Source organism: Alicyclobacillus fodiniaquatilis, from assembly GCF_042678105.1.
In the GTDB taxonomy this organism is placed as follows: Bacteria; Bacillota; Bacilli; order Alicyclobacillales; family Alicyclobacillaceae; genus Alicyclobacillus; species Alicyclobacillus fodiniaquatilis.
In genome coordinates, this window is sequence record NZ_JBHUCX010000074.1 from 68090 (window position 1) to 90187 (window position 22098).

Below are 22098 nucleotides of genomic sequence, written 5' to 3' on the forward strand. Positions count from 1 at the left end.
AAACTGATTGAAGAAGGGAGACTTTCTCATGGCATCGGTGCGGCAGATTCTCCACATTGACATGAACGCGTTTTATGCAGCCTGTCACAGCGCGAACGACCCGAGACAATACGCACATCGGCCAATTGCCGTAGCAGGTAACCCCGAGACGCGACACGGTGTGATTGTGACCGCTAGCTATGAAGCGCGCGCACGCGGCGTGCGCACAACGATGACAGTCCCGCAAGCGTTGCGAATCTGCCCGGAACTCATCTTGATTCGGCCCGATTTTTCGCTGTATCGTTCGTATTCAAGAAAAGTATTTGACATTGTGCGAAGATTTACGCCTTTAGTCGAAATCGTCAGCATTGATGAATGCTATGCCGATGTCACAGGCAGTCGGCAATTTGGCGACAGTGTACAGATTGCAAACACTATTCAAGATACGATTCTAGAAGAACTCAAACTCCCCTGCTCCATTGGCGTCGCAGACTGCAAATTTTTTGCGAAGATGGGCAGCAATCTAAAAAAACCACTGGGCATCATCTATATTGGACAAGACAACTTCCGCCGCGTGCTTTGGCCCTTGCCCGTCGGAGAAATGCATGGTGTCGGCGAGCAAACGGCCAAAAAACTCTGGTCTATGAACATTCGCACGATTGGCCAATTGGCTGCCTGCGACGCAAATCGATTGCGCACGGCGTTTGGCGTTCGCGGCGTTTTCCTCAAAGCGATGGCATGCGGGCAGGATGAAAGAGCGGTCTCAAACGAGCGGAAACCGGCAAAAAGTGTCGGACATTCTGTCACACTCCCCGAAGATGTCGCCACACTAGAGGCGCTTCAGCGCATCCTGCTCAATTTGGCGGACCAAGTCGGGCGACGCGCGCGCAAGCATCAAGCCGTCGGCCGAAGCGTCGCCATCACCATTCGCTATGCGAATCGAAACACCATCACGCGACGCACAACCATGCCCTATGCGACCGATTTGACAGAACATATTTATCAATACGCGAAGATGCTGTTACAATCAAACTGGCAGATGAATCGGCCTGTTCGCCTACTTGGTGTGGCGCTTTGTGATTTGGCGGCCAAGGATACTGCAAAAACAAGCATACAGACGGAGTTATTTGGCGCAGATGACCTTAAGGCGGAATTTACACACATGCAGAAATTGAAAAAATTGACCAAAGTGACGGACACATTGCGCAATCGCTTTGGCGAGGATATCATCATTCGAGGCAGGATGTTAGAACCGGACGTCAGCAATGCGCTGCGCAATCATCGCACACGCGGCACATCGCTGCAAACCGACCAGTTATTTGAAAAAGAGGAGTAATGTTCATGCATGGCGAGTTTTTGAATGGCACGTTGGATCCGATTGGATCCATTCTACTTTGTCTCGTTTGCGCCATCGGCCTTGTCGTCTGGTTGACGCGCAGCGCCAAGTGAGTTTGACAGGCATCAACCGCGAACTTGGCGCATCTGCGCTTCCTCTGGCACAGAAGCGCGCGCGCCAGTTGTTCGCGCATCGAGCAATCGCTTGCGCTCCTTGTCTGCACCGATTAAAAAGTAGAGGTTTGCCCCCACACACAGCGCGACAAACAATAACCATAGCACAGTGAATGTCCCTGCCAACCCATGCGTCATTTGCGGTAGGCGCGGAACCGCGTAAACAGATAATGCCACGAGTGCGCAGGTATAAACAAATGCTTTTTCACGGCCATTGGCCACATTGCTGATTTTGCGACGCATGCGCATGCCCCTTCCTGTTTCTTTTCTTGTCCACTTGTATGCTTGTCTTTGCGGGAATATGCAAAACAACCGCGCTTTGTGCATTCTTTTCATCACAGACTTCCGCAATTGCCCACGCATACCGCCGCCCATGATGCGGCACATTGTAGGGGTACACAGCATTCGTCAAGGAGGGGTTTAGCAAATGGGTGTGTTGAACAATTTTGATAAGTGGCGCGAATTTTTGGGCGAGCATATCGACCGGGCTGAGTCGATGGGCTTCAGCGAGGACCAAATCACGAATGTGGCCTCGAAAATGGGCGAGTTTTTGGCGGATAAAGTGGATCCAAAGAACGACGAGCAGCGCCTGCTGAAAGAGATGTGGGACTGTGGCAGCGAAGAAGAACGTCGGGCGATTGCCAGCGTCATGGTCAAAATGTCCGATAAAGCGCACTAATCAGTCTGGATACTGCAAAAACAGTCCCGTTCGCCACGCAGGTGAACGGGACTGTTTTTGCAGTTTGATCCTTTATTTTCCTGATGACATTGCCGCATACGTCTTAGAACTCGGCGCTTTCGCCCACTTTGAGCGCGATGCCGTCAATGCCCTTCGCCTTCAAATCGCTCGCGAACTGAACCCCGTCTTGGGCAATCAAGGGGAACGTGTTGTAATGCATGGGAATGGCATGCTTCGCCCGCACCCATTCCGCCGCCAACAAGGCGTCTTCAGGACCCATCGTGAAATTGTCGCCGATGGGCAGCAGCGCCACATCAATGTCATTCAACTGTCCAATGATTTTCATATCGCCAAACAGACCAGTGTCTCCGGCGTGATAAAGCGTCTTGCCGCCCATTGTGATGAGAAATCCGCAAGGCGGCCCTACATAAATGAACCCATTTTCCGTCTCGATGCCGGAACCGTGAAACGCCAAAGTCAATTTGACGCGACCAAACGGAAAATCGTGCTTGCCGCCAAGGTGCATCGGATGTATATTCAATCCCTTGTCCCCGTAGTAGTTCGCAAGCTCATTCGGCGCGATGATGACCGCGTCACATCGGCGAGCGATGGCCTCGGCGTCGAGCACGTGATCCGCATGCCCATGTGTCAAAAGCACATGAGAAACATCGACGTCATCCGGTGTGATACATGCATTAGGGTTGCCGCTCAGGAACGGATCGACAATGATGCGATGCGCTTCATTTTCGATGATAAAGCAGGATTGTCCATGGTATGTAACCTTCATTGGGAACGCCCCATTTCCTCATACATTTGTTCCAATGAAAACAAACTGACCTCATCCATGACATCAGTCAATATTTTCTGAATGTCCATCATCAATACCTGTAACTCCCTGTCTGCCTGTAAAAATGTTCGGGCATCCTGATTGAGTGAAATCACTTCACTCTGTTGCTGGAGCTGGCTCAAATCCGTTTCGGTGACGGTCTGCCCCATCATCTGTTTCGCCTGCAGTTGCAATTGACGGCGCTTAAAATCCTGTACCATCTCAAGCGTGGACGGCGTTTGTTCAATCGCCTGCTTGGCGTTCTTTGCCCGCATGTAGGCGTCCGATTCGCGGATGTTTCGCACCAGTTCGTGTGCTTTATCATGTAGATTCAATCCATGCCCCTCCTTAAAAACAAATGGATACATGTACTGCTTCCCCATGTCCGAAAAGCGGCAAAAGCCGCATCTTGCTCCTCCGGATATACACACCCAGTATAACGCTTGACCATTTTCCCGTCCAAATTCGGCATCATTCTGTCGATCACGACGTTTTTCTTCAACAGCTGACATCCACTCTGAAAATCAGCTATGCTGTAAACGGGTCGTTCTCTTTGTGTTTCAAGATGAGGAGGGATTTTCATGCCGGACAAACCACAGACTGTTTACGAAGCCATCGGCGGTGAAACCACCATCGCGCGACTCGTGGATGCTTTTTATGCGCGCGTAGCGCGCGATACACTGCTGCGTCCGCTCTTTCCACCGTCATTCGACGAAGTGCGCTTACGCCAATTCTGGTTTTTGTCACAGCTGTTTGGCGGACCACGCTTATATACAGAACACCGAGGGCAACCGATGTTGCGCATGCGCCATCTTCACTTTCCCATCACACCCGCGCACGCGCGGGCGTGGCTCGCTTGCATGCGAGAGGCGATGGAAGAAGTGCAATTGCCAGTTCCCGCCCGGGAAGCCATGTTACAACGTCTGACGATGACGGCGTTCCACATGGTCAATACAGATGATGAATCAATCGAGGTGAGCAACGATGCTGACAACCGGTGAACGCATTGCCCAACTGCGCAAAGAACGCGGGTTGACCCAAGCCAAACTGGCGGGACATGTTGGTGTATCCACCAGCACCATCGCCATGTACGAAACAAATCGGCGCCAACCCGACGAAGCGGTTCTGAAACAACTTGCTACAGCGCTGGATGTCACGCCAACGTCGCTCATGCTCAATGATGAAGAGCCCAATCATTCAGCCGAACAAAATACGAAAAAAGCGGACAACGGTTGGACGACTTTGACCCTGTCGCGCGAAGAAGCCCGTTTTATTCTGTTCATGCGCATGCACACGGACTGCCAAACATTTTTGCAGGACTACATGAGTGCAGATGAACAACAACGTAAACAAATCGAAAAGGCTTGGCGCCTCATCAAGGTCTTCCAAGCCTAAGCGGCGAAATCACCGACGACAGGCCATTTGGTGACGTACCTGCACGACGCGTTGTGTGGTCGCCATCCGCGAAACGCGATGCGTGGGGCAATCCGGCTATCACGATGAGGATAAATTGCGATACGGAATTGGATCCTGGTAACCCGCCTCGGCAAAACCTTTCAAACGAAGCCGACAGCTGTCGCATTCGCCACAAGCTTCCGCTTTGCCCTCATAGCAACTGGTAGTCAATTCGTACGGCACATCAATGGCCATCCCCTGTTGGATGATTTCTGCCTTGGTCCAGTGCAACAGCGGTGTCTCAATGCGAATGGGCTCGCCTTCAACGCCTGCCTTCGTCCCGACTGCCAGCGTCTTTTGCACCTGCTCGATAAATTCCGGCCGACAATCGGGATAACCACTGTAATCCAGGGCATTTACGCCGATGTAGATGGCCGTTGCGCCAATCACTTCCGCATACGACGCAGCCATGGACAAGAACAACAGGTTGCGCCCAGGTACATACGTGATGGGAATTTCATCTGTGGCTACACCCGAATGAGGAACGTCGATGTTCTCGTCAGTCAACGCGCTGCCGCCGATTTGACGCAGAAAATCCAGTTTCACGACTGGATGGCTTTTCACCTTGTAATGTGCTGCAACTTTGCGTGCGCATGCCAATTCGATATCATGCCGTTGCCCGTAATCAAACGTCAGGGGGTATACCTCGTATCCGGCAGCCTGCGCCAATCCCATACATGTTGTGCTGTCCAGCCCGCCGCTTAAAATGACAACTGCCTTTTCCATCTCTTATCTCCACTCCATTTTTCAACATCCACGTCAGCTATTGTACACGATTCAGTCCAAAAAGCACTTTGGCGAAACATGTCGCAAAAACACGAGTTCATGACCCAATTTTGACTTATTCACAGAAGTGAACAGGGCGTACACTGGCTACAGCGTCGAAAGTGTGTGCCGAAATGTCGTCGGGCTTTGCTGAGCATGACGTTTAAACCATTGTCCAAAATACGCCGGCGAAGAGAAGTTCATCCGCTCACTCAACGCTTGGACAGTGACGGACGCATGCTGCAACTGCGCCGTCGCCCAATTAAAGCGCTCCTGTTCAAGCACTTGATGCACGGACACGCCGAGTGTCATCTGGAACACACGGGCCAAATGGCGCGGACTGACATGACAGGCTGCAGCAATCTGCGCCACAGATGGATTTTCCAAAAAGCGATTGCGAATATACGCCAGCGCCTCATCGACAATGTCTGACTTGGTGTTATCCGTGCCGTCATATTGCGCATTACGTTGATCGCGAACCGTAGAAATGACATGCCAAATCAGCTCAACCGCTTTCAGGCTGGCCAAAAACCGCTCATTGGCGGATGGTGATCTCTCCATTTGGTAAATACTCGCCGTCTGTCTGCCGAGCGCAGGGATCTTGCAGTACACGTGCCGCATGGTCGACAGATTGATGCCACTCAGCTGGAATGACATGAAGTACAGTTCCATTGGCGCCTGTTCATCCACCCACTGAGCATGCACTTCGCCAGGTGGAGCGAGGTAGACGACATCGGGTTGAAATGCGAGCGTTTTCCCGTTCGCCAGTTGGTTGATGCCACGTCCCCGCGTACAGACGTGTATCTCGAAATAATCGTGGCTATGCGGCGCAATGGACCAACGTGGATTCGGGTCGATGTACCCGAACGAATTATCCACTTCAATCTGAATGTCTTCGAAGGTTACGCGCATGGGTTTCACCTGCTTTAATCGCTTTTTGCGAAATCCGTCCACTTCGAACTGCCAAGTCCAATTTGCCTGCAATTATATGCAATCCCCTTCCCCCAAACAAGGGGTCAGGCGGAAAAGGAGGTATTCAAAATGAACGTCAGCTTTCACAAACGCAAAATCGACGATGTTCCCTACGAAGCCTGCGCCGTATTCGATGTCAACAACGATGGCCACAAAGACATCATCAGCGGAGAATATTGGTACGAGGGACCAGATTTTCGGGTGAAGCACAAGATCTGCGATGTGCGTGCTATCACTGAATACTACGATGACTTTTCCGACTATCCACTCGACGTGGACGGTGATGGCTACAGTGACATCATCACTGGCGCTTGGTGGGGCGAAACGCTCCGCTGGCGCAAGAACCCTGGGCGTTCAGGCGACGAATGGGCCGTTTTCGACATTGATGTCATCGGCAGCATTGAAACCATTCGCTACTTGGATATCGACGGTTGCGGTGTGCCAGAGATCTTTCCCAACACGCCGGGCGGCCCTCAGCGCATCTACAAACTGATCTGCGACGAACAGGGGCGCGGGACAGGTCGCTTTGCCAAATATGAAATTTCCAAAGGCCCGAGTGGGCACGGTCTGGGCTTCGCGGACATCACCGGCAATGGCCGAATCGACATCGTGCTCGCCGACGGGTGGCTAGAGCACCCTGAAAACCCATTTACCGACGCGTGGACGTTCCATCCAGAATTCTCCTTCGGGCTGGCCAGTGTCCCAATTCTCGGTTATGACGTGAATGGCGACGGCCTCTGCGACCTCATTGTCGGCCAAGCGCACAACTACGGCCTCGACTGGTGGGAACAAGGGCGAGACGCGCAAGGAAAACGAATCTGGACCAAACACGAAATCGATGCGACCGCCTCGCAATATCACGATTTATGGCTGGTGGATATCGATCTCGACGGCCAACCAGAACTGATCACCGGCAAGCGCTGGCGCGCGCACAACGGCAATGACCCTGGCGCCGATGACCCGATTGGTCTCTATTACTTCAAAATCAACGGCGGCCAATTCGAAAAACACGTCATTGATTACGGACCGGCGCATCAGGCGTCTGGCGCAGGCATCTACTTCTGGGTCGAAGATATCACTGGCAACGGCTACCCAGACATTGTCGCACCAGGCAAAGACGGTCTCTACCTATTTGAAAATCACGGTTTGGCCAAGGAGTGAAACGATATGCGTAAATTAAAACTAGGATTTATCGGTGTCGGATATATGGGCCAGCGAGCACATCTCGTCAACTACGCGGAATTGGCGCGACAAGGTCAGTGTGAACTCGTTGCATTGGCCGAACCGCGCCCCGAAATGGCGCGATTGGTCGCAGAGCGCTACGGTGTCTCCAATGTCTACAAGGATCATCTTGAACTGCTTGCCACCCAAGAACTTGACGCCGTTGTAGCGGCACAGCCATATCGGCGCTATCCGTTCATCGTGCCAGACATTTTACGCGCCAAAGTTCCCTTGATGACGGAAAAACCGATTTGCCTCACCGTCGCCGAAGGAGAACGCCTCGCAACATTGGGCGAAGAAATGAACACCCTTCACATGGTCGGCTATCACAAACGCTCCGACCCAGCGACAGAATACGCCAAAACCGTTGTGGACGAATGGAAAGCATCTGGCGAATGTGGGCGGCTGCGCTATATTCGCATCACCACGCCGCCAGGCGAGTGGACCAAAGCCGCCGACACACCAGTTCTCTCGAGCGAACCCTACCCGGAAATCGAAGAGTTGGAGGCCCTGCCCGCCATGTTTGACGAAGTGTGGGGCAAACGGTACGACGCATTCGTCAACTACTACATCCATCAAGTCAATCTCATTCGGTTTTTCCTGCAAGAGCCCTATCGCGTGACCTATGGCGAAAAGTCGCAAGTTCTTCTCGTCGGTGAAAGTGACAGCGGCGTCTGTGTCACTCTCGAGATGGCGCCTTACCAATCCAGCATCGACTGGCATGAATCGGTATTGGTGAGTTTTGAGCGCGGCTTTATCAAAGTGGATCTCCCTGCGCCGCTGGCCTATCAGCAAGCCGGTCAAGTGACCATTTTCCGCGACAATGGCAAAGGTGTGCCGATCACCACGCGGCCATCCATGCCCAATCGCCATGCGATGCGCCAACAGGCCATGAATTTTTTGGCGGCGGTGCGCGGTGAACAAAGCGCCCCTTGTGTCGCCCGTGAGGCAGTTGAAGATCTGAAAATTGCCAGCGATTATATCCGCATGGTCAGCCAACTGTAAGCTGTGGATATCCGCCCCCATTGCATACACACAGGCGCACGTGCTATCATAAACATCATTTTACAACGATATCGCCTGTGATAAGGCCGAGTAACCGCAGGATCTTGGCACAGCGAGTGGGAACTGGTGGAAGCCCATGCATGCGACTGACGGTGAATATCCCCTTTGAGGCATCTGCAGAAAAGCCGTGGGCCGAGTAAGCAGCATCGGGTTTCTCCCGTTATAGAGAAGCGAATGTTGCGTCACGTTCATCAACGCGTGAAACGTTATGCGCATTCGGCTGATAGGACGACGACCCAGACCTTCTGTGTCTTGATGTCGTCAAGTTGGGTGGTACAGCGAGTTCAACACTCGTCCCTTCGTGGACGGGTGTTTTTATTTTGCCATCAGACGCCCCTACCCACAGACTGAAACGAAGGAGTGAACCGCTTTGGCACTACACAAAGTCGATGCAAAAGAAGCCGCAAAACTGCGCGAAGAGCGTGTGTTGTCCTTCTGGCAGGAACATGATGTCTTCCACAAAAGCGAACAGATAAGGGAAGGACAACCGGACTACGTCTTTTACGAAGGACCGCCGACCGCCAATGGCCTCCCCCACCCAGGACACGTCTTGACGCGGGTGTTCAAAGACCTGTACCCCCGCTACAAGACCATGAAAGGCTATCACGTCGCGCGGAAAGCCGGCTGGGATACGCATGGCTTGCCAGTTGAAATCGAGATCGAAAAGAAATATGGCATCAGCGGCAAAAAACAGATTCAGGAATTCGGCATCGAGAAATTCGTGCAAGCATGTAAAGAAAGTGTCTTCAAATATGAAGCGGTTTGGCGCGATTTGACAGAACGGTTGGGGTATTGGACGGATTTGGATCATCCGTATATGACGTTGACAGATGATTATATCGAATCGGTCTGGCATCTGCTCAAAACCATCTTTGACAAAGACCTGCTTTATCAGGGGCATCGTGTCAGCCCGTACTGCCCGCACTGTGAAACCACCCTGTCCAGCCATGAGGTGGCGCAGGGCTACGCAGACGTCAAAGACCTTTCCGTGACGGCGAAATTCCGCGTTCAAGATGTCAACGACACGCCGACCTATTTCTTGGCATGGACGACCACGCCGTGGACGCTGCCAAGCAACCTGGCCTTGGCGGTGCACGAGGATTTGACCTACGTGCTGATTCACCAGAAGGAAAACCAACAAAACGTCTGGGTGGCCGACGGCTTGAAAGACAAGTACATGCAAGAAGGCGACGAGATCGTCGCAACCGAACAAGGCTCTGCATTGGTCGGCACCCCGTATACACCGGTCTTCCCCTATGTCACGGTCGAGGGCAAGAAACATGTCGTTATTGCGTCAGGCCACGTCACAGACGCATCTGGTACAGGCATCGTCCACATGGCGCCAGCGCACGGTGAGGACGACTATCGGGCATGCCGCAACAACGACATCGTCTTCGTCAATTTTGTCGATTACACAGGCTGCTTCACCGCAGAGGTACGCGATTTTGCCGGTCGCTTCGTGAAAGATGAAGCATTGAATGTCGATATCGTCAAAGACCTCGCGCACCGCGGAGTGCTTTACGACAAATACAAGCTCGAGCACGCGTACCCGCACTGCTGGCGCTGTGACACACCGTTGATTTACTACGCCATCGACAGTTGGTTCATTCGCACAACCGCTGAACAAGCGCAACTGATTGCCAACTCCCAAGGCGTCAATTGGCTGCCGGAACACGTGCGCGATGGCCGCATGGGCAACTTTTTGGAAGGCCTCATCGACTGGAACCTGTCGCGCAGCCGCTATTGGGGCACACCGCTGCCGATTTGGCGCTGTACATCATGCGCAAAAACCGAATGCATCGGTTCCAAAGCGGAGTTGCAAGCCAAAGCGGGGCGTTTGCCGCAGGAGTTGCACAAACCGTACATCGACGAACTCACATATGCCTGCGCCTGCGGCGGCAGCATGGAACGGGTGCCAGAAGTGATCGACGTCTGGTTTGACTCAGGCAGCATGCCGTTTGCCCAATTGCACTATCCGTTTGAAAACCAGGAGGCGTTCAAGCGGCTGTACCCCGCGGATTTCATCTGCGAAGCCATTGATCAGACGCGCGGCTGGTTCTACAGCCTGCTGGCGATTTCCACGCTGGTGACCGGGCAAGCGCCGTACAAGAACGTGCTCGTGCTGGGGCACGTGCTCGACGAAAAAGGGAAAAAGATGTCCAAGTCGAAAGGCAATGTCATCGATCCGCTTGAAGCATTCGATCAACATGGCGCCGACGCGCTGCGCTTCTACTTTGTTTCAAACACACAGCCTTGGAACTCGCAGCTGTTCTACCACAAGGCCGTGGCCGAGAGCAAAGGGAAGTTTATCGATTTATTGCAGAACATCCACGCCTTTTACGCGCTGTACGCGGAACTGGACGGCTTTGATCCGACTGCCAAGTTCATTCCCGTCCAAGCACGCCCGTTGATGGACCGCTGGTTGGTCGCTCGGCTGCACCAGACGATTCAGACGGTGGATACGCATTTGGACAAATACGACGCAACGACGGCGTCCCGCGCCTTGCAATCGTTCGTCGATGAGTTGTCCACCTGGTATGTGCGGCGCAATCGGGATAGATTCTGGGCGCCCGGGATGGAAGACGACAAGGGGGCAGCTTATCTTACTTTGTGCGAAGCGCTGAAGACCGTCGCTTTGTTGGCTGCGCCCATCACGCCGTTTATCGCAGAAGAGCTGTACCAAAACGTCGTGCGCGGCGGGGACAAAACGGATGTGCCATTGAGCGTCCACCTCTGCGACTTCCCGCAAGCGGACACGAGTTTGATTGACGAAACGCTGATTCAGGAGATGTCCGTCGTCTTGCGCGTCGTCGAAAGCGGTCGCCATTTGCGCAATGAGAGCAAAATCAAGACCCGGCAACCGCTCTCGAAACTATATGTGTCGGCAGACGATGAAGCGACATTGAGCAAGTTCGCCGACATCCTGAAAGAAGAACTGAACATCAAGCAGGTGATCTTTGCGGCGCTTGATGAAGTTGCCAAGCCGGAGCTGTACTTAAATCTGGCCACCGTCGGTAAATCGTTTGGCAAGAAGACACCTGTGCTCAACCAGGCGGCCAAGGCGGCCGACACTGCGACCATCGAACGGTTTCGCGCTGAGGGCAGCGTCGTGATCGAAGGCGAGACACTGACGACAGAACACGCGGAAGTGCGCTATGCCGCCAACTTCGAAGGCATGATTTCCGTGGATAGGCAGGGCTTTGTCGGGTTGAACACAGAGCTGACTCCAGAGCTTGTGGAAGAGGGATTTGTGCGCGAGTTGATCTCGAAGATGCAGATGATGCGCAAGGAGGTCGACTATGGGGTGACACACCGCGTGCGCTTCTACGCGGCAGGCGACGCCGAGGTCTTGGACATCTTGCGGCGGCATGAGACGCAAATTGCTGGAACGGTGCTGATCCGGGAATTGGCAGACGAACCGATGGCAGATGCGGACTTGACCAAGGATTGGGACGTCAACGGCAAAAAACTGACGTTGGCTGTTGGCAGATAACGCAGCATCACGCCAAAAAGCAGGGCCTAGGCGCCCTGCTTTTTTGCTTACTTTTTTACTTTTTCGCGCCCGTGTTTTTGTCGTTGCCGAGCAGCGCCTGTATACTGCCGAGCGCCCCCATCACCGCTGAGGCCTCGTATGGCACAAACACCTTGTTGTCGCTGTCTGCCAAATGCTCAAACGCCTCAATCCCCTTTAGCGCGAGCATCCGCTCATCCAGATTCACATTGCGTATTGCATCGAACACCATTTGAATCTTGTTCGCTTCTGCCTGGGCAATCTGACGAATCGCTTCTGCTTCACCTTCTGCGCGGCGAATATTGGCCTCCTTCACGGCTTCCGCTTCCAGGATAACGGCTCGTTTCCGCCCTTCCGCTTCCGTGATGGCCGCCTGTTTATCCCCCTCGGCGGTCAATATGGCCGCCCGCTTTTCGCGTTCGGCGCGCATTTGTTTTTCCATCGCCTCGCGGATATCTTCAGGCGGATGAATGTTCTTGACTTCTACACGTTCCACTTTGACGCCCCAAGGATCTGTCGCTTCATCCAGCGAGATGCGCAACCGCGTGTTGATTTGTTCGCGCGAAGACAGCGTTTCATCCAAATCCAGGCTGCCAATGACATCGCGCAAGTTGGTCGCGGTCAGATACTCCAATGCCTGAAACACGTTCGCAATTTGATATGTGGCGTTGTATGGATCCGTCACGCGAAAATAGACGATGGCGTCAATCGAGATGCTGACGTTGTCCTTCGTAATCACCGATTGCGGCGGGGAATCAACCACCTGTGTGCGCAAATCGATGCGATTGACCACCCTATCCATGAACGGTACGATGACATTCAACCCGGACTGTGCCTTCTTGTGAAATTTCCCCAAGCGTTCAATCATGAAAACTTCGTTCTGATTGACAATTTTAATGCTTGTCACGACTAAGATAATGACCAACAAAATGATGATGGCTAAAATGACATAAAGTGGGGTCAAAATAGCGCCTCCTGTCTGAAAAATAATCGGACGCCTTGCTGTGCCTCAAGAAGAAGAGAGCGGTTCCACCACAGCAGTCACACCCTCAATCCGAATGACGCGAACGCGTTCGCCATTGGCAATGGACTGCGTATCGACGCCGCAAGCTGTCCACACTTCCGAGCCAATTTTGACTTGCCCCTTGACCGCACTTGTAATCTCCCGCACGACGATGCCCTCACGACCGATATTTTGATCAATGTAATCAGGCCGACCCTGAGCGGTGCCATACTTTCCTAATTTCAGCCATCGCCTGACCAACGGCCGCAAAAAAAGGAGACAGAGCATGGTAACCACGGCAAAAATGATGACTTGAACCACCAGAATTCCGGCAAAGAGGGAATACAAAAAGGCCAATAACGCACCGACTGCGAATAAGATGAAAAAGATCCCGCTGGTCACCATTTCGACGACGATGCAAGCCAACGTCACACCAAGCCACATCCAGGCCATCCAACTCATGTACTCACCTCCAAGCAACATGGCCTTACGCTGTGCTTTAAGAATATTCCAACGGATGCTTAGCGTCTATCCCAAAAATAACCGTCTGCACGCTCCGCGCTTTTATAATTGCCTTGTCACGCATTATTGCTATCTAATGCATTCTCTTGAAACAATAGAAGTTTCCTTTTGCGCGAATACTGTTTGATCTCGTATTCACGCCGCAGCGCCTCCCCTTTGGTGTCATATACCTCGACATGACAAAGCTCTACCGGCGTCCTTCCCTTTGTGTATTTTGCACCACGCCCCGCATTGTGCATCGTGAGACGGTGGTTTACATCATTCGTATAACCGGTATAAAAAGTGCCATCGCAGCAACGGACGACATACACATAGAACACGGGCGAAACTCCTTCTTAATGTGCAACCTAAGCGATGCTTATCAAATGATGAGGAAATCCTCCAACGCTTGAAACACTTGTGCCGTCATCTGTACGACAAAGCCATGCCCGCAGCCGGGATAAATCATGCGCTTGGCATTTGGCAGTCGATCCGCCAGAATCGTGCTGTTGCCCACGGGCAACAAAATATCCTCCTCACCGTGCAAGATCAGTGTGGGCTGTGACAAACTAGGCAGTCGTTGAAACGTCCCTTGCCAGCGTTCGATGGCTTGATACTGACGCATGAAATCTTTGTGTGTCATGGGTTGGCGCCCCAACACAGCGGACAGTGCTTTGAGCAAAACCTGGTTCTTTGCGATATAGTCTGGCGGAAAAAGCAGTTGCAATTGATGCATGATCGCCTCTTCCAAATTGCTTGGCCGCATCGTCAGCAAGCGGCTTGCTGCTTCTGTCGGCCGTATTTGTTCCTTTCCGCCGCAGCTCGTACAGCCGAGTATCAAGCGGCGCACACGTTCTGGATGGCGAAGCGCCATCTCCTGAGCTATCATCCCGCCCATGGACATCCCGAACACATCTGCGTCCGCACATTGAAGATGATCCATCAGCGCGATGACATCTTCGGCCATATCCTCCATACTGAAGTCCATCTTCTCTGATTTCGTACGTCCCGCCGCCCGATTGTCGCAGGCGATGACCTGACGGCGCTGGGCCAGTCGCTTGCGAAACCCGCTTCCCCACCAATCCAGATTGCCGCCAAGGCCCATTATCAAAATGAGCGGTTCGCCTTCCCCCATGACCTCATAATAAATATCTGCCTGATTTGAATCCGCGTATGGCACAATCCATTCCCCTTTGAAAAATCTGTCCAGCGGCCAGCGCAGTTGTACTGCCACAGCATATCCGCGCACAGAATTGGTGATATTAACCTCGTGTTCGTTTCAAAATATAAGGAGGACTTCGGGATGGATATGGCGTTCCAACTACTCGTCTTCAGCCATACTCGCATCAACATGCTGATGTTTCTGTTGACCGGTCTGGTTTCCTATTTTATCGACTACAAGGCTTTCAGGGACAAACCGGACAGCGCGCGAGAAGCCACATTGGTGAAATCCACGGCCTATACATTTGTCATTGGCGGGGCCATCGTCCTCATCCTCTATCAAATTCTCATGTGGATTTATTAAAATTCTTCTAAAAAAGAAAGAAAACGCCCATTGCGGAAAAAGACGTACAAACGCATGTTTACACGCGTTTGTACGAATGCCTCCGACGTATGCTAGCATCTTTAGGTCTGAACCCACTTTTAATCCAATGGACGGCCAACAACAACGTTGGGTACCCCAGCGTCAACAGCAATCCAAACATACCGACCTCCGCCACAATTTGATACAAAACCACAATATTAGATGGCTGCTTGGCCATGATCATAATAATCGGCAAAGCGATGATGCTTAGTGGGCGATGGTTGTTCAGCATCAGCAGATGGCTGAATGCCTGGACAGCGATGTAATAAGCCGCAAAGATTGAGGTAAATACAGCAGTCACCCAAACCGCCAGGAAAATAGGATCCAGTCGCTCTAAAAAGAAGGAAGGCAACGCTGCGGTTTTTGCCAATTCCAGTGTTGGCCACAACAGATTCTTCATTTCTTCTATACCGAACACAGACATCGTTGAATAGATGAGGATAAGATACAGAGCACCCGCAGTTGACATACCTATCATAATCCCCTTGAATGCCCTGTTTGGTCGATACATAAATGGGATAAGCAAACCGACAATCAAATAGTTTTGAAACAGCGCCGCGACCACGAGCACCGACTTGAACACATGATCAACTGACTGCCCGTAGAAAAACGCAAGCACTGGTTTAATATTAACGACCTGACCGCTCTTGAGGCTCAAAATGACGATGACCAGAGCCGGGAAATACACAAGCGGCATGTACAACGTCTGTATTCTCGTAAACACCGCGACGTCATTGCGACAAGCAATCGCGGCCATCATCACCATCATAAATATGGTGACGGAAATGGGGGTTCGTTGCAAGACAGATGTCACAACAACTTCACCAAACTCACGCGCGGTCAATGCGGTAAGTTCAAGAAAGTAAACACCAATCAAAACCAAGAAAAACTTTGTGAGCCACTTGCCAACCAGTCTATCCGAATACTCGAACAGCGTGTATTCCGGGTACTGATTCCCCAGATATGTCAATACAAGACCACCGCACATCATCAGCAATACCGCAAACAGTGCGGAAAAAGGCGCGCCTGTGTTCACGTAATCCACAGCAATCCGCGGAAAGGCCAGGATGCCCACACCAATAATGGTCGTTCCAATACTAAAGGTCAACTGCAGGAATGTGACCGACTTTGGCTTATCCATTAAATTCTCCTTAGACTGCCATACGCGATGCGCCCACACCAACGGAACCATGAAGATGCCCGCCAACCAGGGCATCGCGGATAGCGCGGTACCAAAATACCGATTTCATTTTTTTAGGCTAATGTTTCACCCTGCTCCGTTTCCTCACGACTTTCCGTCCACTCTGATTGCTTGCAAAAGACAACGGTCTGCCCTTTTCTTCACTTGCATTCATGTTCCCTTCAATTCGCGTGGGGTTGTTTGTCTGCAATTGCTTTGGTCGTTTCTTCATCGTCCATGACGGCATGCGCACAACGGAATCCTTCATTCCCCCAGCATCACTGGGCACAACCGGGCTCAAATACGGCACACCAAAAGATTCAAGTGAACTTAAGTGATTTGCAATGAGAATCAGCCCAATCATGACGCCGTACATCCCAAACATCCCCGCAAAGATCATCAACGGAAAGCGCAGCATGCGAAGCGCCACAGCCGCGTTATAGGCTGGCGTCGCAAACGAGCCTATGGTTGTCATAGCGACGATGACAACGGTGATGGGACTGACGAACCCTGCCTGCACAGCGGCTTGGCCGATGACCAGCACACCGACAATGGACAAGGCCCCACCAATTTGTTGCGGCAGGCGGATGGTGGCTTCACGAAGAATCTCCATAATCAGTTCCAGACTAAAAATTTCCGCAATGGCCGGAAACGGAACACCCGCTCGGCCACCGGCCACAGCAACCGCAAATTTTGTTGGAATCATTTCCGGGTTAAATGAAATCAAGGAAACGTAGATGGACGGAAACACCAACGAAAAAACCAAGGCAACCACGCGAATCAATCGAATCATGCTCGCCATCAAAAAGCGCATGTCGTAATCTTCTGTCGTCTGGTAAAACTGCGTGAACACTGCAGGCACAATCAAGGCAAATGGCGTGCCATCCACCAGAATCACGACACGGCCTTCGAGCATAGCTGCGACCGCTTTGTCAGGTCGCTCCGTATTTTGTATCTGGGGAAATGGCGAATAATGGCTATCCTCAATAAACTGTTCGAGATAACCCGCACCGTAGATCGCATCAGTATCCACACCATCCAACCGTCGTTTGACCTCTTCCACGATTTTTTGACTGGCAATCCCCTCAATGTAGCAATAGACAATATCCGTCGCAGTCTGCCGACCTTTTTGCATCAATTCCACACGCAGGTTGCTGGATCTCATCCGTTTTCTCAACAGCGATATATTGGTTCCTATCGATTCGATAAATCCCTCGCGGGACCCCTGGATCACCTGCTCCGTCTCCGGCTGCGCCACAGCGCGTTCCTTAAATGACTGCGTGCTCAAGGCAATTGCCTGATCCCAACCCTGCAAAAATATCAGGGAGTTCCCGGACAACAGCCAATTCGACGCCTCCAAAGGGGTGTCTTTGATGTCCACATCGGCGTAGGGCAGACATTTGGAGATCACGATATCATGTGGTTTCCCTCCTTTTCCGACTGTGACCATGTCCATATCCAACATCAAAGCGTGGAGAATATTGTTCAATTCCGACTTTGAAGTTGTTCCGTCGATGTAAACGAGACCACACTCGATCTTCTGTTTGCCAAGATGGATTTGAAATCTGCGAATGAGAAAGTCGGTGTTCCCGCCTAATATATTTTCAAAAATACCGAGATTGTGCACCAAATCTTTCGTGAAAGAACTTTGATCTAAGCGTTCTGATGGAATGTAAGAACGAGATGCAGTTTGCTTTCCGTAGCGATCCACATAGCGACGTGTTTTACGATACTTCAGCTTTCCGAGGATATTCATAGCCATCCACCCAAGTCTGGAATTATGTATGGTTATGATTCCCTGTTTGCAGTTCATTATGCCTGTTCTGCATAAAATGGCCATCTTGGCGTTGCTCGTATATTCACTTCGCCATCGCCAGCATAGGATAAAAGAAGCAGGGACACATTTAGGGGCGAGATCGCAATCAAAAATGGGCAAAAAAAAGGCACACCTGTAAAGGTGGCCATATCAGGGGTAAAGGGTTAGTCATAGAATATCATAAAACCGAGCAGTTTGCCATGACTTTATACGATATTTTTAAAGAATTTCGCGTCTCTGTTTGCTGGATTGATAGGTCAACGCCATCTCAAACATTGCGTCAACTGCGCGCGTCACGTGTGCGGATGATGCTCTCCGACTCATATGTGACCTTTGAATACGGCGGCACTGAGCTTGTCACCCAGGCATTGCTGCCAATGACGCTGTGATGACCAATGACGGTATCTCCACCTAGCACAGTCGAGTTGGCATACAGTACAACATAATCCTCCACTGTTGGATGGCGCTTCACCTGGCGTATCATTGTGCCATGTTCATCCTTCGGGAAGTACAGCGCGCCCAGGGTCACACCTTGATATATTTTGACGTGATTGCCGACGACTGCCGTTTCGCCTACGACAATGCCAGTTCCGTGATCTATCATCACGCCGCGGCCAATGGTGGCGCCAGGATGCAAATCAATCCCCGTGAGACGATGCGCATATTCAGTCATCATCCTCGGCAGCAATGGAACTTCTAACTTTAAGAGCATATTGGCCGACCGATAAATGCCTAGCGCTAAAACACCTGGATAAGTCAAAATGATTTCATCACAGCCAGTCGCCGCTGGGTCACTATTAAAGGTTTCGACTATATCCTCATATAACATATCCTGCAAAATGGGCAATTGTTCAACAAACGCCTGCGCCTTTGCTCGAACGAGGCGATGTGTTTCAGCGGTGCCGCCCTTGTTCATGCACTCTTGATAATTTGCGCGATGTATCTGTTCCGATAGAATTTGGTACAGCCGTTCTATCGTTGTTTCAATCGTCATATCGGACTTGGGTTCGAAATAATTTGATAACAGGGATGATCGGACTAAAAGAACAATTTCACGAATTGCCTCTGACTCGGGATGGCAAGTGCGGCCTTTAAACATTCGACTGCTGTTTTGCGCTAAATGCATTGCAATTTCACGGCTGTTCATGCTTTTTTCCCCCGCTCCCTTTTCACATCTCAAACCAGTATACATCGCATTGCCACTGGACAAAACTCTGCAAACCTACAATAAAAATCGGAATTAACCGCCCCACTACGACGTTTTTCCCAAAACAAATCGATGTTCGCCGGTCGGAGAACCTGACGCGCCCATCACTTTGAATCACAGTTTCGTCTGAATGGACTTTAGGGTATGCTCAATATGAGTCATCCACGCTATGATTTGGAAGGGAGCATCCTCAACGCATGAAAGCACTTGAACGCCATCTTGAAGAACGTCGGGCACAACACCTAGAACAGTTGATTGAGTGGTTATCCATCCCGAGCGTGAGCGCTTTGTCTGAGCATAAATCGGATGTGCGGCGTGCAGCCTTGTTCGTGCAAAATGCACTGACGACCGCTGGATTTGAGCACGCTGAAGTGATGGAGACTGGCGGCCATCCAGTGGTCTATGCCGATTGGCTGCATGCGCCAGGCAAACCGACCGTATTGGTCTATGGCCACTACGACGTCCAGCCGGCTGATCCACTTCATCTGTGGGAGACCCCTCCTTTTGAGCCGCAGATCCGCGACAATCAAATTTACGCGCGCGGAGCCAGTGACGACAAGGGACCGACTTTCATGCACATCAAGGCGCTGGAGGCCATTTTGCGCATCGATGGCCATCTGCCCTTGAATATCAAATTTTGTATCGAAGGTGAAGAAGAAGTTGGATCAGCACATCTCTCCGCCTTCCTGGAACAACACAAAACACGCTTTGCCGCCGATTTGGTTCTAATATCAGATACCACTATGCTGGGGCCAGACCAACCTTCCATCTGTTACGGACTGCGCGGTCTCGCGGCTTGCCAGATTGACGTGCGCACAGCCAACAGCGACCTTCATTCAGGACTGTATGGCGGTGCAGTACCGAACGCCATACATGCGTTGGTCGAACTGCTCGATACGCTCCACAGCAAGGACGGCACCATCACCGTCGACGGATTTTACGACAACATTGAAGGGTTGAGCGCAGAAGAGCGCAAAGCGTACGCCGAACTGCAACACGACGATAAAGCATACCAGGCGTCCTTAGCATTGACCGCCCTTCATGGGGAGCCTGGCTACAGCACATTGGAACGCTTGTGGACGCGGCCGACATTAGAGATCAACGGCATTTACGGCGGTTTTCAAGGGGAAGGGACAAAAACGGTCATTCCCAATGAAGCGCATGCCAAAATCACCTGTCGTCTGGTGCCCAATCAAAATCCAGAGGATATTCTGAACAAGATAAAAGCGCACGTGGAAGCGCACACGCCAACTGGCGCAAAAGTGACGTTCACACCGATGGACAGCGGTCACCCTTATCTCGCGCCTTATGATCACCCTGCGATTCAACTGGCGGCCAATGCGTATACGCATGCCTATGGTGTAAAAGCAGCCTTCACGCGCATGGGGGGATCCATTCCGGTGGTTGAGACATTCTCACAGTTATTCCACATCCCTGTCGTACTGATGGGCTTTGGCTTGAACGATGAAAATTTCCACGCGCCAAACGAACATTTTTCTTTGGTCAACTTCGACAAAGGTTTGCGGACGCTGTGCTACTACTACAAACACCTGCCCGACGCCTTATCTCCCCAATCGCTGTAAACCATGACTGACGACAAACAATTGGACCGAATCCGCTGCCCTGGCTCCTTCGCGGGTCCGGTCCATTCGTCTTCCCTGGCATCACACAACAGCTGAGCATGGCGCACATAAAAAACGCAGCGGCAAAAGTTTGCCACTGCGTACAAAAACGTTGTCGATCACGCCTGATACTTACATCAACGCTCAAATTGACGAGCAATTTCATCCTCTACATAGGCGTTGAGCACGCGCAGGTGCGTTCCCTTCATGCCCAGCGAACGACTCTCAATGGTGCCAGCACTTTCTAATTTCCGAATGCTGTTGACAATCACAGACCGCGTCACGCCATGTTCATCGGCGATTTGGCTGCTCACCACAATGCCGTCAGACGATTCTTGAACGGCGTCCAACAGATATTTCGCCGCTTGCAGCTCTGAATAGCTCAGCGATTCAACGGCCAAGTGTGCAAGCGCGCGTTGGCGACTCTCTTCTTCTTTCTGTTGTTGCCGCGCATGCACGACTTCAAGCGCAACAATGGTGGCGCTGTATTCGGCCAAGACCATATCGTCTTCATCAAACGGTCGCTCCGAGCGAGCGAACACAAGCGTTCCCTGGCGTTCACGCGCACCGACAACCGGCGCGATGGTGATGTACTTGCTTCTAAACGATTCATTCTCTTCTGGAGAAAAAACGTAAAGCCGTTCTTTTTCCACATCGCTCAAATTGGCGCTCGTTTGCTCAATGCGCAACAAGTTTTTATTAAAATCCCCCGGAAAACGTTGGTCTTTGGTCATAATGTTCAGCCACTCTTCCGTGAGCGCGTGTTCTGCCACGCCATAGCCGAAAATTTTACCTTTGCGGCCAACGATGTACACATTGCTGGACATCACTTTGCTCAGAAACTCAGCAATGTCGTGAAACTCCACTTGCTCGTTTGAACCGTGAAGCAATTTCCCCAATTCTTGTACTTTATCAAAAAGCTTCATCTTTGATCTTCTCCTATACTAGACGTCAACGGATACGAACAGGTTGATGATCCGCCCGAAGAGCGCGATTGACACTGGCTGTCCATGATGCTCCAACTGCCCCATATCTACAGTTCTACTGGTTCGTGGAAGCATCGCACATGACTTTCCGCGCAACAATGAGTGCACGCCATTCGTGGGTCGTTCACTTCCGCTTTGCCTCTATTATGAAATGAAAGAATTATGTGTCTTGTGTAAATTATTTGCCACTGCAACACAATTCATACACGCCATAAA

23 protein-coding genes are annotated in these 22098 nt (G+C 51.6%); 9 read left to right on the plus strand and 14 right to left on the minus strand.

Annotation, left to right across the window (positions count from 1 at the left end; all coding sequences use genetic code 11):
* The first annotated feature begins 28 nt into the window (after nt 1–28).
* The gene (locus ACFSB2_RS18545) at nt 29–1315 is read left to right on the plus strand and encodes a DNA polymerase IV (protein WP_377944580.1); all 1287 of its coding nucleotides are present in this window, start codon (nt 29–31) and stop codon (nt 1313–1315) included.
* 125 nt (nt 1316–1440) lie between these two features.
* Here ACFSB2_RS18545 and ACFSB2_RS18550 read toward each other — a convergent pair whose 3' ends face one another.
* Complete coding sequence (locus ACFSB2_RS18550) at nt 1441–1731, minus strand: hypothetical protein (RefSeq protein WP_377944581.1); 291 nt, start codon at nt 1729–1731, stop codon at nt 1441–1443.
* Between the two features lie 184 nt (nt 1732–1915).
* On the opposite strand from ACFSB2_RS18550, the gene ACFSB2_RS18555 reads away from it, so the two are divergent.
* Nucleotides 1916–2167: a DUF3243 domain-containing protein gene (locus tag ACFSB2_RS18555; RefSeq protein ID WP_377944582.1), complete on the plus strand. Its 252-nt coding sequence runs from the start codon at nt 1916–1918 to the stop codon at nt 2165–2167.
* Nucleotides 2168–2270: 103 nt separating this feature from the next.
* On the opposite strand, the gene ACFSB2_RS18560 is transcribed toward ACFSB2_RS18555, so the two are convergent.
* From ACFSB2_RS18560 to ACFSB2_RS18570, 3 genes are read right to left on the minus strand one after another with little or no spacing between them, the layout of a single operon-like run.
* Complete coding sequence (locus ACFSB2_RS18560) at nt 2271–2954, minus strand: metal-dependent hydrolase (RefSeq protein ID WP_377944583.1); 684 nt, start codon at nt 2952–2954, stop codon at nt 2271–2273.
* Nucleotides 2951–3328: a YlbF/YmcA family competence regulator gene (locus ACFSB2_RS18565; RefSeq protein ID WP_377944584.1), complete on the minus strand. Its 378-nt coding sequence runs from the start codon at nt 3326–3328 to the stop codon at nt 2951–2953. Before ACFSB2_RS18565 ends, ACFSB2_RS18560 begins: the two co-directional genes overlap by 4 nt.
* Nucleotides 3325–3495 carry a hypothetical protein gene (locus tag ACFSB2_RS18570; protein WP_377944585.1) on the minus strand — a complete coding sequence of 57 codons (171 nt, stop codon included), beginning with the start codon at nt 3493–3495 and terminating at the stop codon, nt 3325–3327. Before ACFSB2_RS18570 ends, ACFSB2_RS18565 begins: the two co-directional genes overlap by 4 nt.
* A gap of 79 nt (nt 3496–3574) precedes the next feature.
* On the opposite strand from ACFSB2_RS18570, the gene ACFSB2_RS18575 reads away from it, so the two are divergent.
* Nucleotides 3575–3994, plus strand: coding sequence for a globin domain-containing protein (locus tag ACFSB2_RS18575; protein ID WP_377944586.1), 420 nt, complete (start codon nt 3575–3577; stop codon nt 3992–3994).
* Entirely contained in the window at nt 3978–4388 is a 411-nt protein-coding gene (locus ACFSB2_RS18580; RefSeq protein ID WP_377944587.1) for a helix-turn-helix domain-containing protein, read from the plus strand. Before ACFSB2_RS18575 ends, ACFSB2_RS18580 begins: the two co-directional genes overlap by 17 nt.
* A gap of 99 nt (nt 4389–4487) precedes the next feature.
* Here ACFSB2_RS18580 and queC read toward each other — a convergent pair whose 3' ends face one another.
* Both queC and ACFSB2_RS18590 read right to left on the minus strand, forming a co-directional pair.
* The gene (queC, locus tag ACFSB2_RS18585; RefSeq protein ID WP_377944588.1) at nt 4488–5174 is read right to left on the minus strand and encodes a 7-cyano-7-deazaguanine synthase QueC; all 687 of its coding nucleotides are present in this window, start codon (nt 5172–5174) and stop codon (nt 4488–4490) included.
* Between the two features lie 147 nt (nt 5175–5321).
* Nucleotides 5322–6197, minus strand: coding sequence for a helix-turn-helix domain-containing protein (locus ACFSB2_RS18590; RefSeq protein ID WP_377944589.1), 876 nt, complete (start codon nt 6195–6197; stop codon nt 5322–5324).
* 57 nt (nt 6198–6254) lie between these two features.
* On the opposite strand from ACFSB2_RS18590, the gene ACFSB2_RS18595 reads away from it, so the two are divergent.
* The 3 genes from ACFSB2_RS18595 (at nt 6255) to ileS (ending at nt 11964) form a co-directional block, all read left to right on the plus strand.
* Nucleotides 6255–7346, plus strand: a complete 1092-nt coding sequence (locus tag ACFSB2_RS18595; RefSeq protein WP_377944590.1) for an FG-GAP repeat domain-containing protein — start codon at nt 6255–6257, stop codon at nt 7344–7346.
* Nucleotides 7347–7352: 6 nt separating this feature from the next.
* Entirely contained in the window at nt 7353–8411 is a 1059-nt protein-coding gene (locus tag ACFSB2_RS18600; protein ID WP_377944591.1) for a Gfo/Idh/MocA family protein, read from the plus strand.
* A gap of 430 nt (nt 8412–8841) precedes the next feature.
* Nucleotides 8842–11964: an isoleucine--tRNA ligase gene (ileS, locus tag ACFSB2_RS18605; RefSeq protein ID WP_377944592.1), complete on the plus strand. Its 3123-nt coding sequence runs from the start codon at nt 8842–8844 to the stop codon at nt 11962–11964.
* Between the two features lie 55 nt (nt 11965–12019).
* On the opposite strand, the gene ACFSB2_RS18610 is transcribed toward ileS, so the two are convergent.
* The 4 genes from ACFSB2_RS18610 to ACFSB2_RS18625 form a co-directional block, all read right to left on the minus strand.
* Nucleotides 12020–12946 (minus strand): SPFH domain-containing protein, encoded by a 927-nt coding sequence (locus ACFSB2_RS18610; RefSeq protein WP_377944593.1) that lies wholly within the window; start codon nt 12944–12946, stop codon nt 12020–12022.
* A 45-nt stretch (nt 12947–12991) separates the two neighbouring features.
* Complete coding sequence (locus ACFSB2_RS18615; RefSeq protein WP_377944594.1) at nt 12992–13447, minus strand: NfeD family protein; 456 nt, start codon at nt 13445–13447, stop codon at nt 12992–12994.
* Between the two features lie 116 nt (nt 13448–13563).
* Entirely contained in the window at nt 13564–13827 is a 264-nt protein-coding gene (locus ACFSB2_RS18620; protein WP_377944595.1) for a GIY-YIG nuclease family protein, read from the minus strand.
* Nucleotides 13828–13868: 41 nt separating this feature from the next.
* On the minus strand, nt 13869–14720 hold the full coding sequence (locus ACFSB2_RS18625) for an alpha/beta fold hydrolase (protein ID WP_377944596.1): 852 nt from the start codon (nt 14718–14720) through the stop codon (nt 13869–13871).
* A gap of 69 nt (nt 14721–14789) precedes the next feature.
* On the opposite strand from ACFSB2_RS18625, the gene ACFSB2_RS18630 reads away from it, so the two are divergent.
* Nucleotides 14790–15011 (plus strand): CLC_0170 family protein, encoded by a 222-nt coding sequence (locus ACFSB2_RS18630; protein WP_377944597.1) that lies wholly within the window; start codon nt 14790–14792, stop codon nt 15009–15011.
* Nucleotides 15012–15069: 58 nt separating this feature from the next.
* Here ACFSB2_RS18630 and ACFSB2_RS18635 read toward each other — a convergent pair whose 3' ends face one another.
* From ACFSB2_RS18635 to ACFSB2_RS18645, 3 genes are all read right to left on the minus strand, one after another.
* Nucleotides 15070–16263 (minus strand): GerAB/ArcD/ProY family transporter, encoded by a 1194-nt coding sequence (locus ACFSB2_RS18635; protein ID WP_377944598.1) that lies wholly within the window; start codon nt 16261–16263, stop codon nt 15070–15072.
* Nucleotides 16264–16330: 67 nt separating this feature from the next.
* Nucleotides 16331–18007, minus strand: coding sequence for a spore germination protein (locus ACFSB2_RS18640; RefSeq protein WP_377944599.1), 1677 nt, complete (start codon nt 18005–18007; stop codon nt 16331–16333).
* 340 nt (nt 18008–18347) lie between these two features.
* Nucleotides 18348–19214 carry a serine O-acetyltransferase gene (locus tag ACFSB2_RS18645; protein WP_377944600.1) on the minus strand — a complete coding sequence of 289 codons (867 nt, stop codon included), beginning with the start codon at nt 19212–19214 and terminating at the stop codon, nt 18348–18350.
* A 257-nt stretch (nt 19215–19471) separates the two neighbouring features.
* Here ACFSB2_RS18645 and ACFSB2_RS18650 point away from each other — a divergent pair, with 257 nt between their 5' ends.
* A complete protein-coding gene (locus ACFSB2_RS18650) occupies nt 19472–20857 on the plus strand; it encodes a dipeptidase (RefSeq protein ID WP_377944601.1) in 1386 nt (461 codons plus the stop codon).
* Between the two features lie 176 nt (nt 20858–21033).
* Here ACFSB2_RS18650 and codY read toward each other — a convergent pair whose 3' ends face one another.
* Complete coding sequence (codY, locus tag ACFSB2_RS18655; protein WP_377944602.1) at nt 21034–21822, minus strand: GTP-sensing pleiotropic transcriptional regulator CodY; 789 nt, start codon at nt 21820–21822, stop codon at nt 21034–21036.
* Nucleotides 21823–22098: the final 276 nt, after the last annotated feature.

Excerpts from the sequence above, each read along its gene's own strand:
- ACFSB2_RS18545 (WP_377944580.1), top strand. The coding sequence starts at position 29 with ATGGCATCGGTGCGGCAGATTCTCCACATTGACATGAACGCGTTTTAT.
- ACFSB2_RS18550 (WP_377944581.1), bottom strand. The coding sequence starts at position 1,731 with ATGCGTCGCAAAATCAGCAATGTGGCCAATGGCCGTGAAAAAGCATTT.
- ACFSB2_RS18555 (WP_377944582.1), top strand. The coding sequence starts at position 1,916 with ATGGGTGTGTTGAACAATTTTGATAAGTGGCGCGAATTTTTGGGCGAG.
- ACFSB2_RS18560 (WP_377944583.1), bottom strand. The coding sequence starts at position 2,954 with ATGAAGGTTACATACCATGGACAATCCTGCTTTATCATCGAAAATGAA.
- ACFSB2_RS18575 (WP_377944586.1), top strand. The coding sequence starts at position 3,575 with ATGCCGGACAAACCACAGACTGTTTACGAAGCCATCGGCGGTGAAACC.
- ACFSB2_RS18580 (WP_377944587.1), top strand. The coding sequence starts at position 3,978 with ATGCTGACAACCGGTGAACGCATTGCCCAACTGCGCAAAGAACGCGGG.
- queC (WP_377944588.1), bottom strand. The coding sequence starts at position 5,174 with ATGGAAAAGGCAGTTGTCATTTTAAGCGGCGGGCTGGACAGCACAACA.
- ACFSB2_RS18595 (WP_377944590.1), top strand. The coding sequence starts at position 6,255 with ATGAACGTCAGCTTTCACAAACGCAAAATCGACGATGTTCCCTACGAA.
- ACFSB2_RS18600 (WP_377944591.1), top strand. The coding sequence starts at position 7,353 with ATGCGTAAATTAAAACTAGGATTTATCGGTGTCGGATATATGGGCCAG.
- ACFSB2_RS18615 (WP_377944594.1), bottom strand. The coding sequence starts at position 13,447 with ATGAGTTGGATGGCCTGGATGTGGCTTGGTGTGACGTTGGCTTGCATC.
- ACFSB2_RS18630 (WP_377944597.1), top strand. The coding sequence starts at position 14,790 with ATGGATATGGCGTTCCAACTACTCGTCTTCAGCCATACTCGCATCAAC.
- ACFSB2_RS18635 (WP_377944598.1), bottom strand. The coding sequence starts at position 16,263 with ATGGTTCCGTTGGTGTGGGCGCATCGCGTATGGCAGTCTAAGGAGAAT.
- ACFSB2_RS18640 (WP_377944599.1), bottom strand. The coding sequence starts at position 18,007 with ATGAATATCCTCGGAAAGCTGAAGTATCGTAAAACACGTCGCTATGTG.
- ACFSB2_RS18645 (WP_377944600.1), bottom strand. The coding sequence starts at position 19,214 with ATGAACAGCCGTGAAATTGCAATGCATTTAGCGCAAAACAGCAGTCGA.
- ACFSB2_RS18650 (WP_377944601.1), top strand. The coding sequence starts at position 19,472 with ATGAAAGCACTTGAACGCCATCTTGAAGAACGTCGGGCACAACACCTA.
- codY (WP_377944602.1), bottom strand. The coding sequence starts at position 21,822 with ATGAAGCTTTTTGATAAAGTACAAGAATTGGGGAAATTGCTTCACGGT.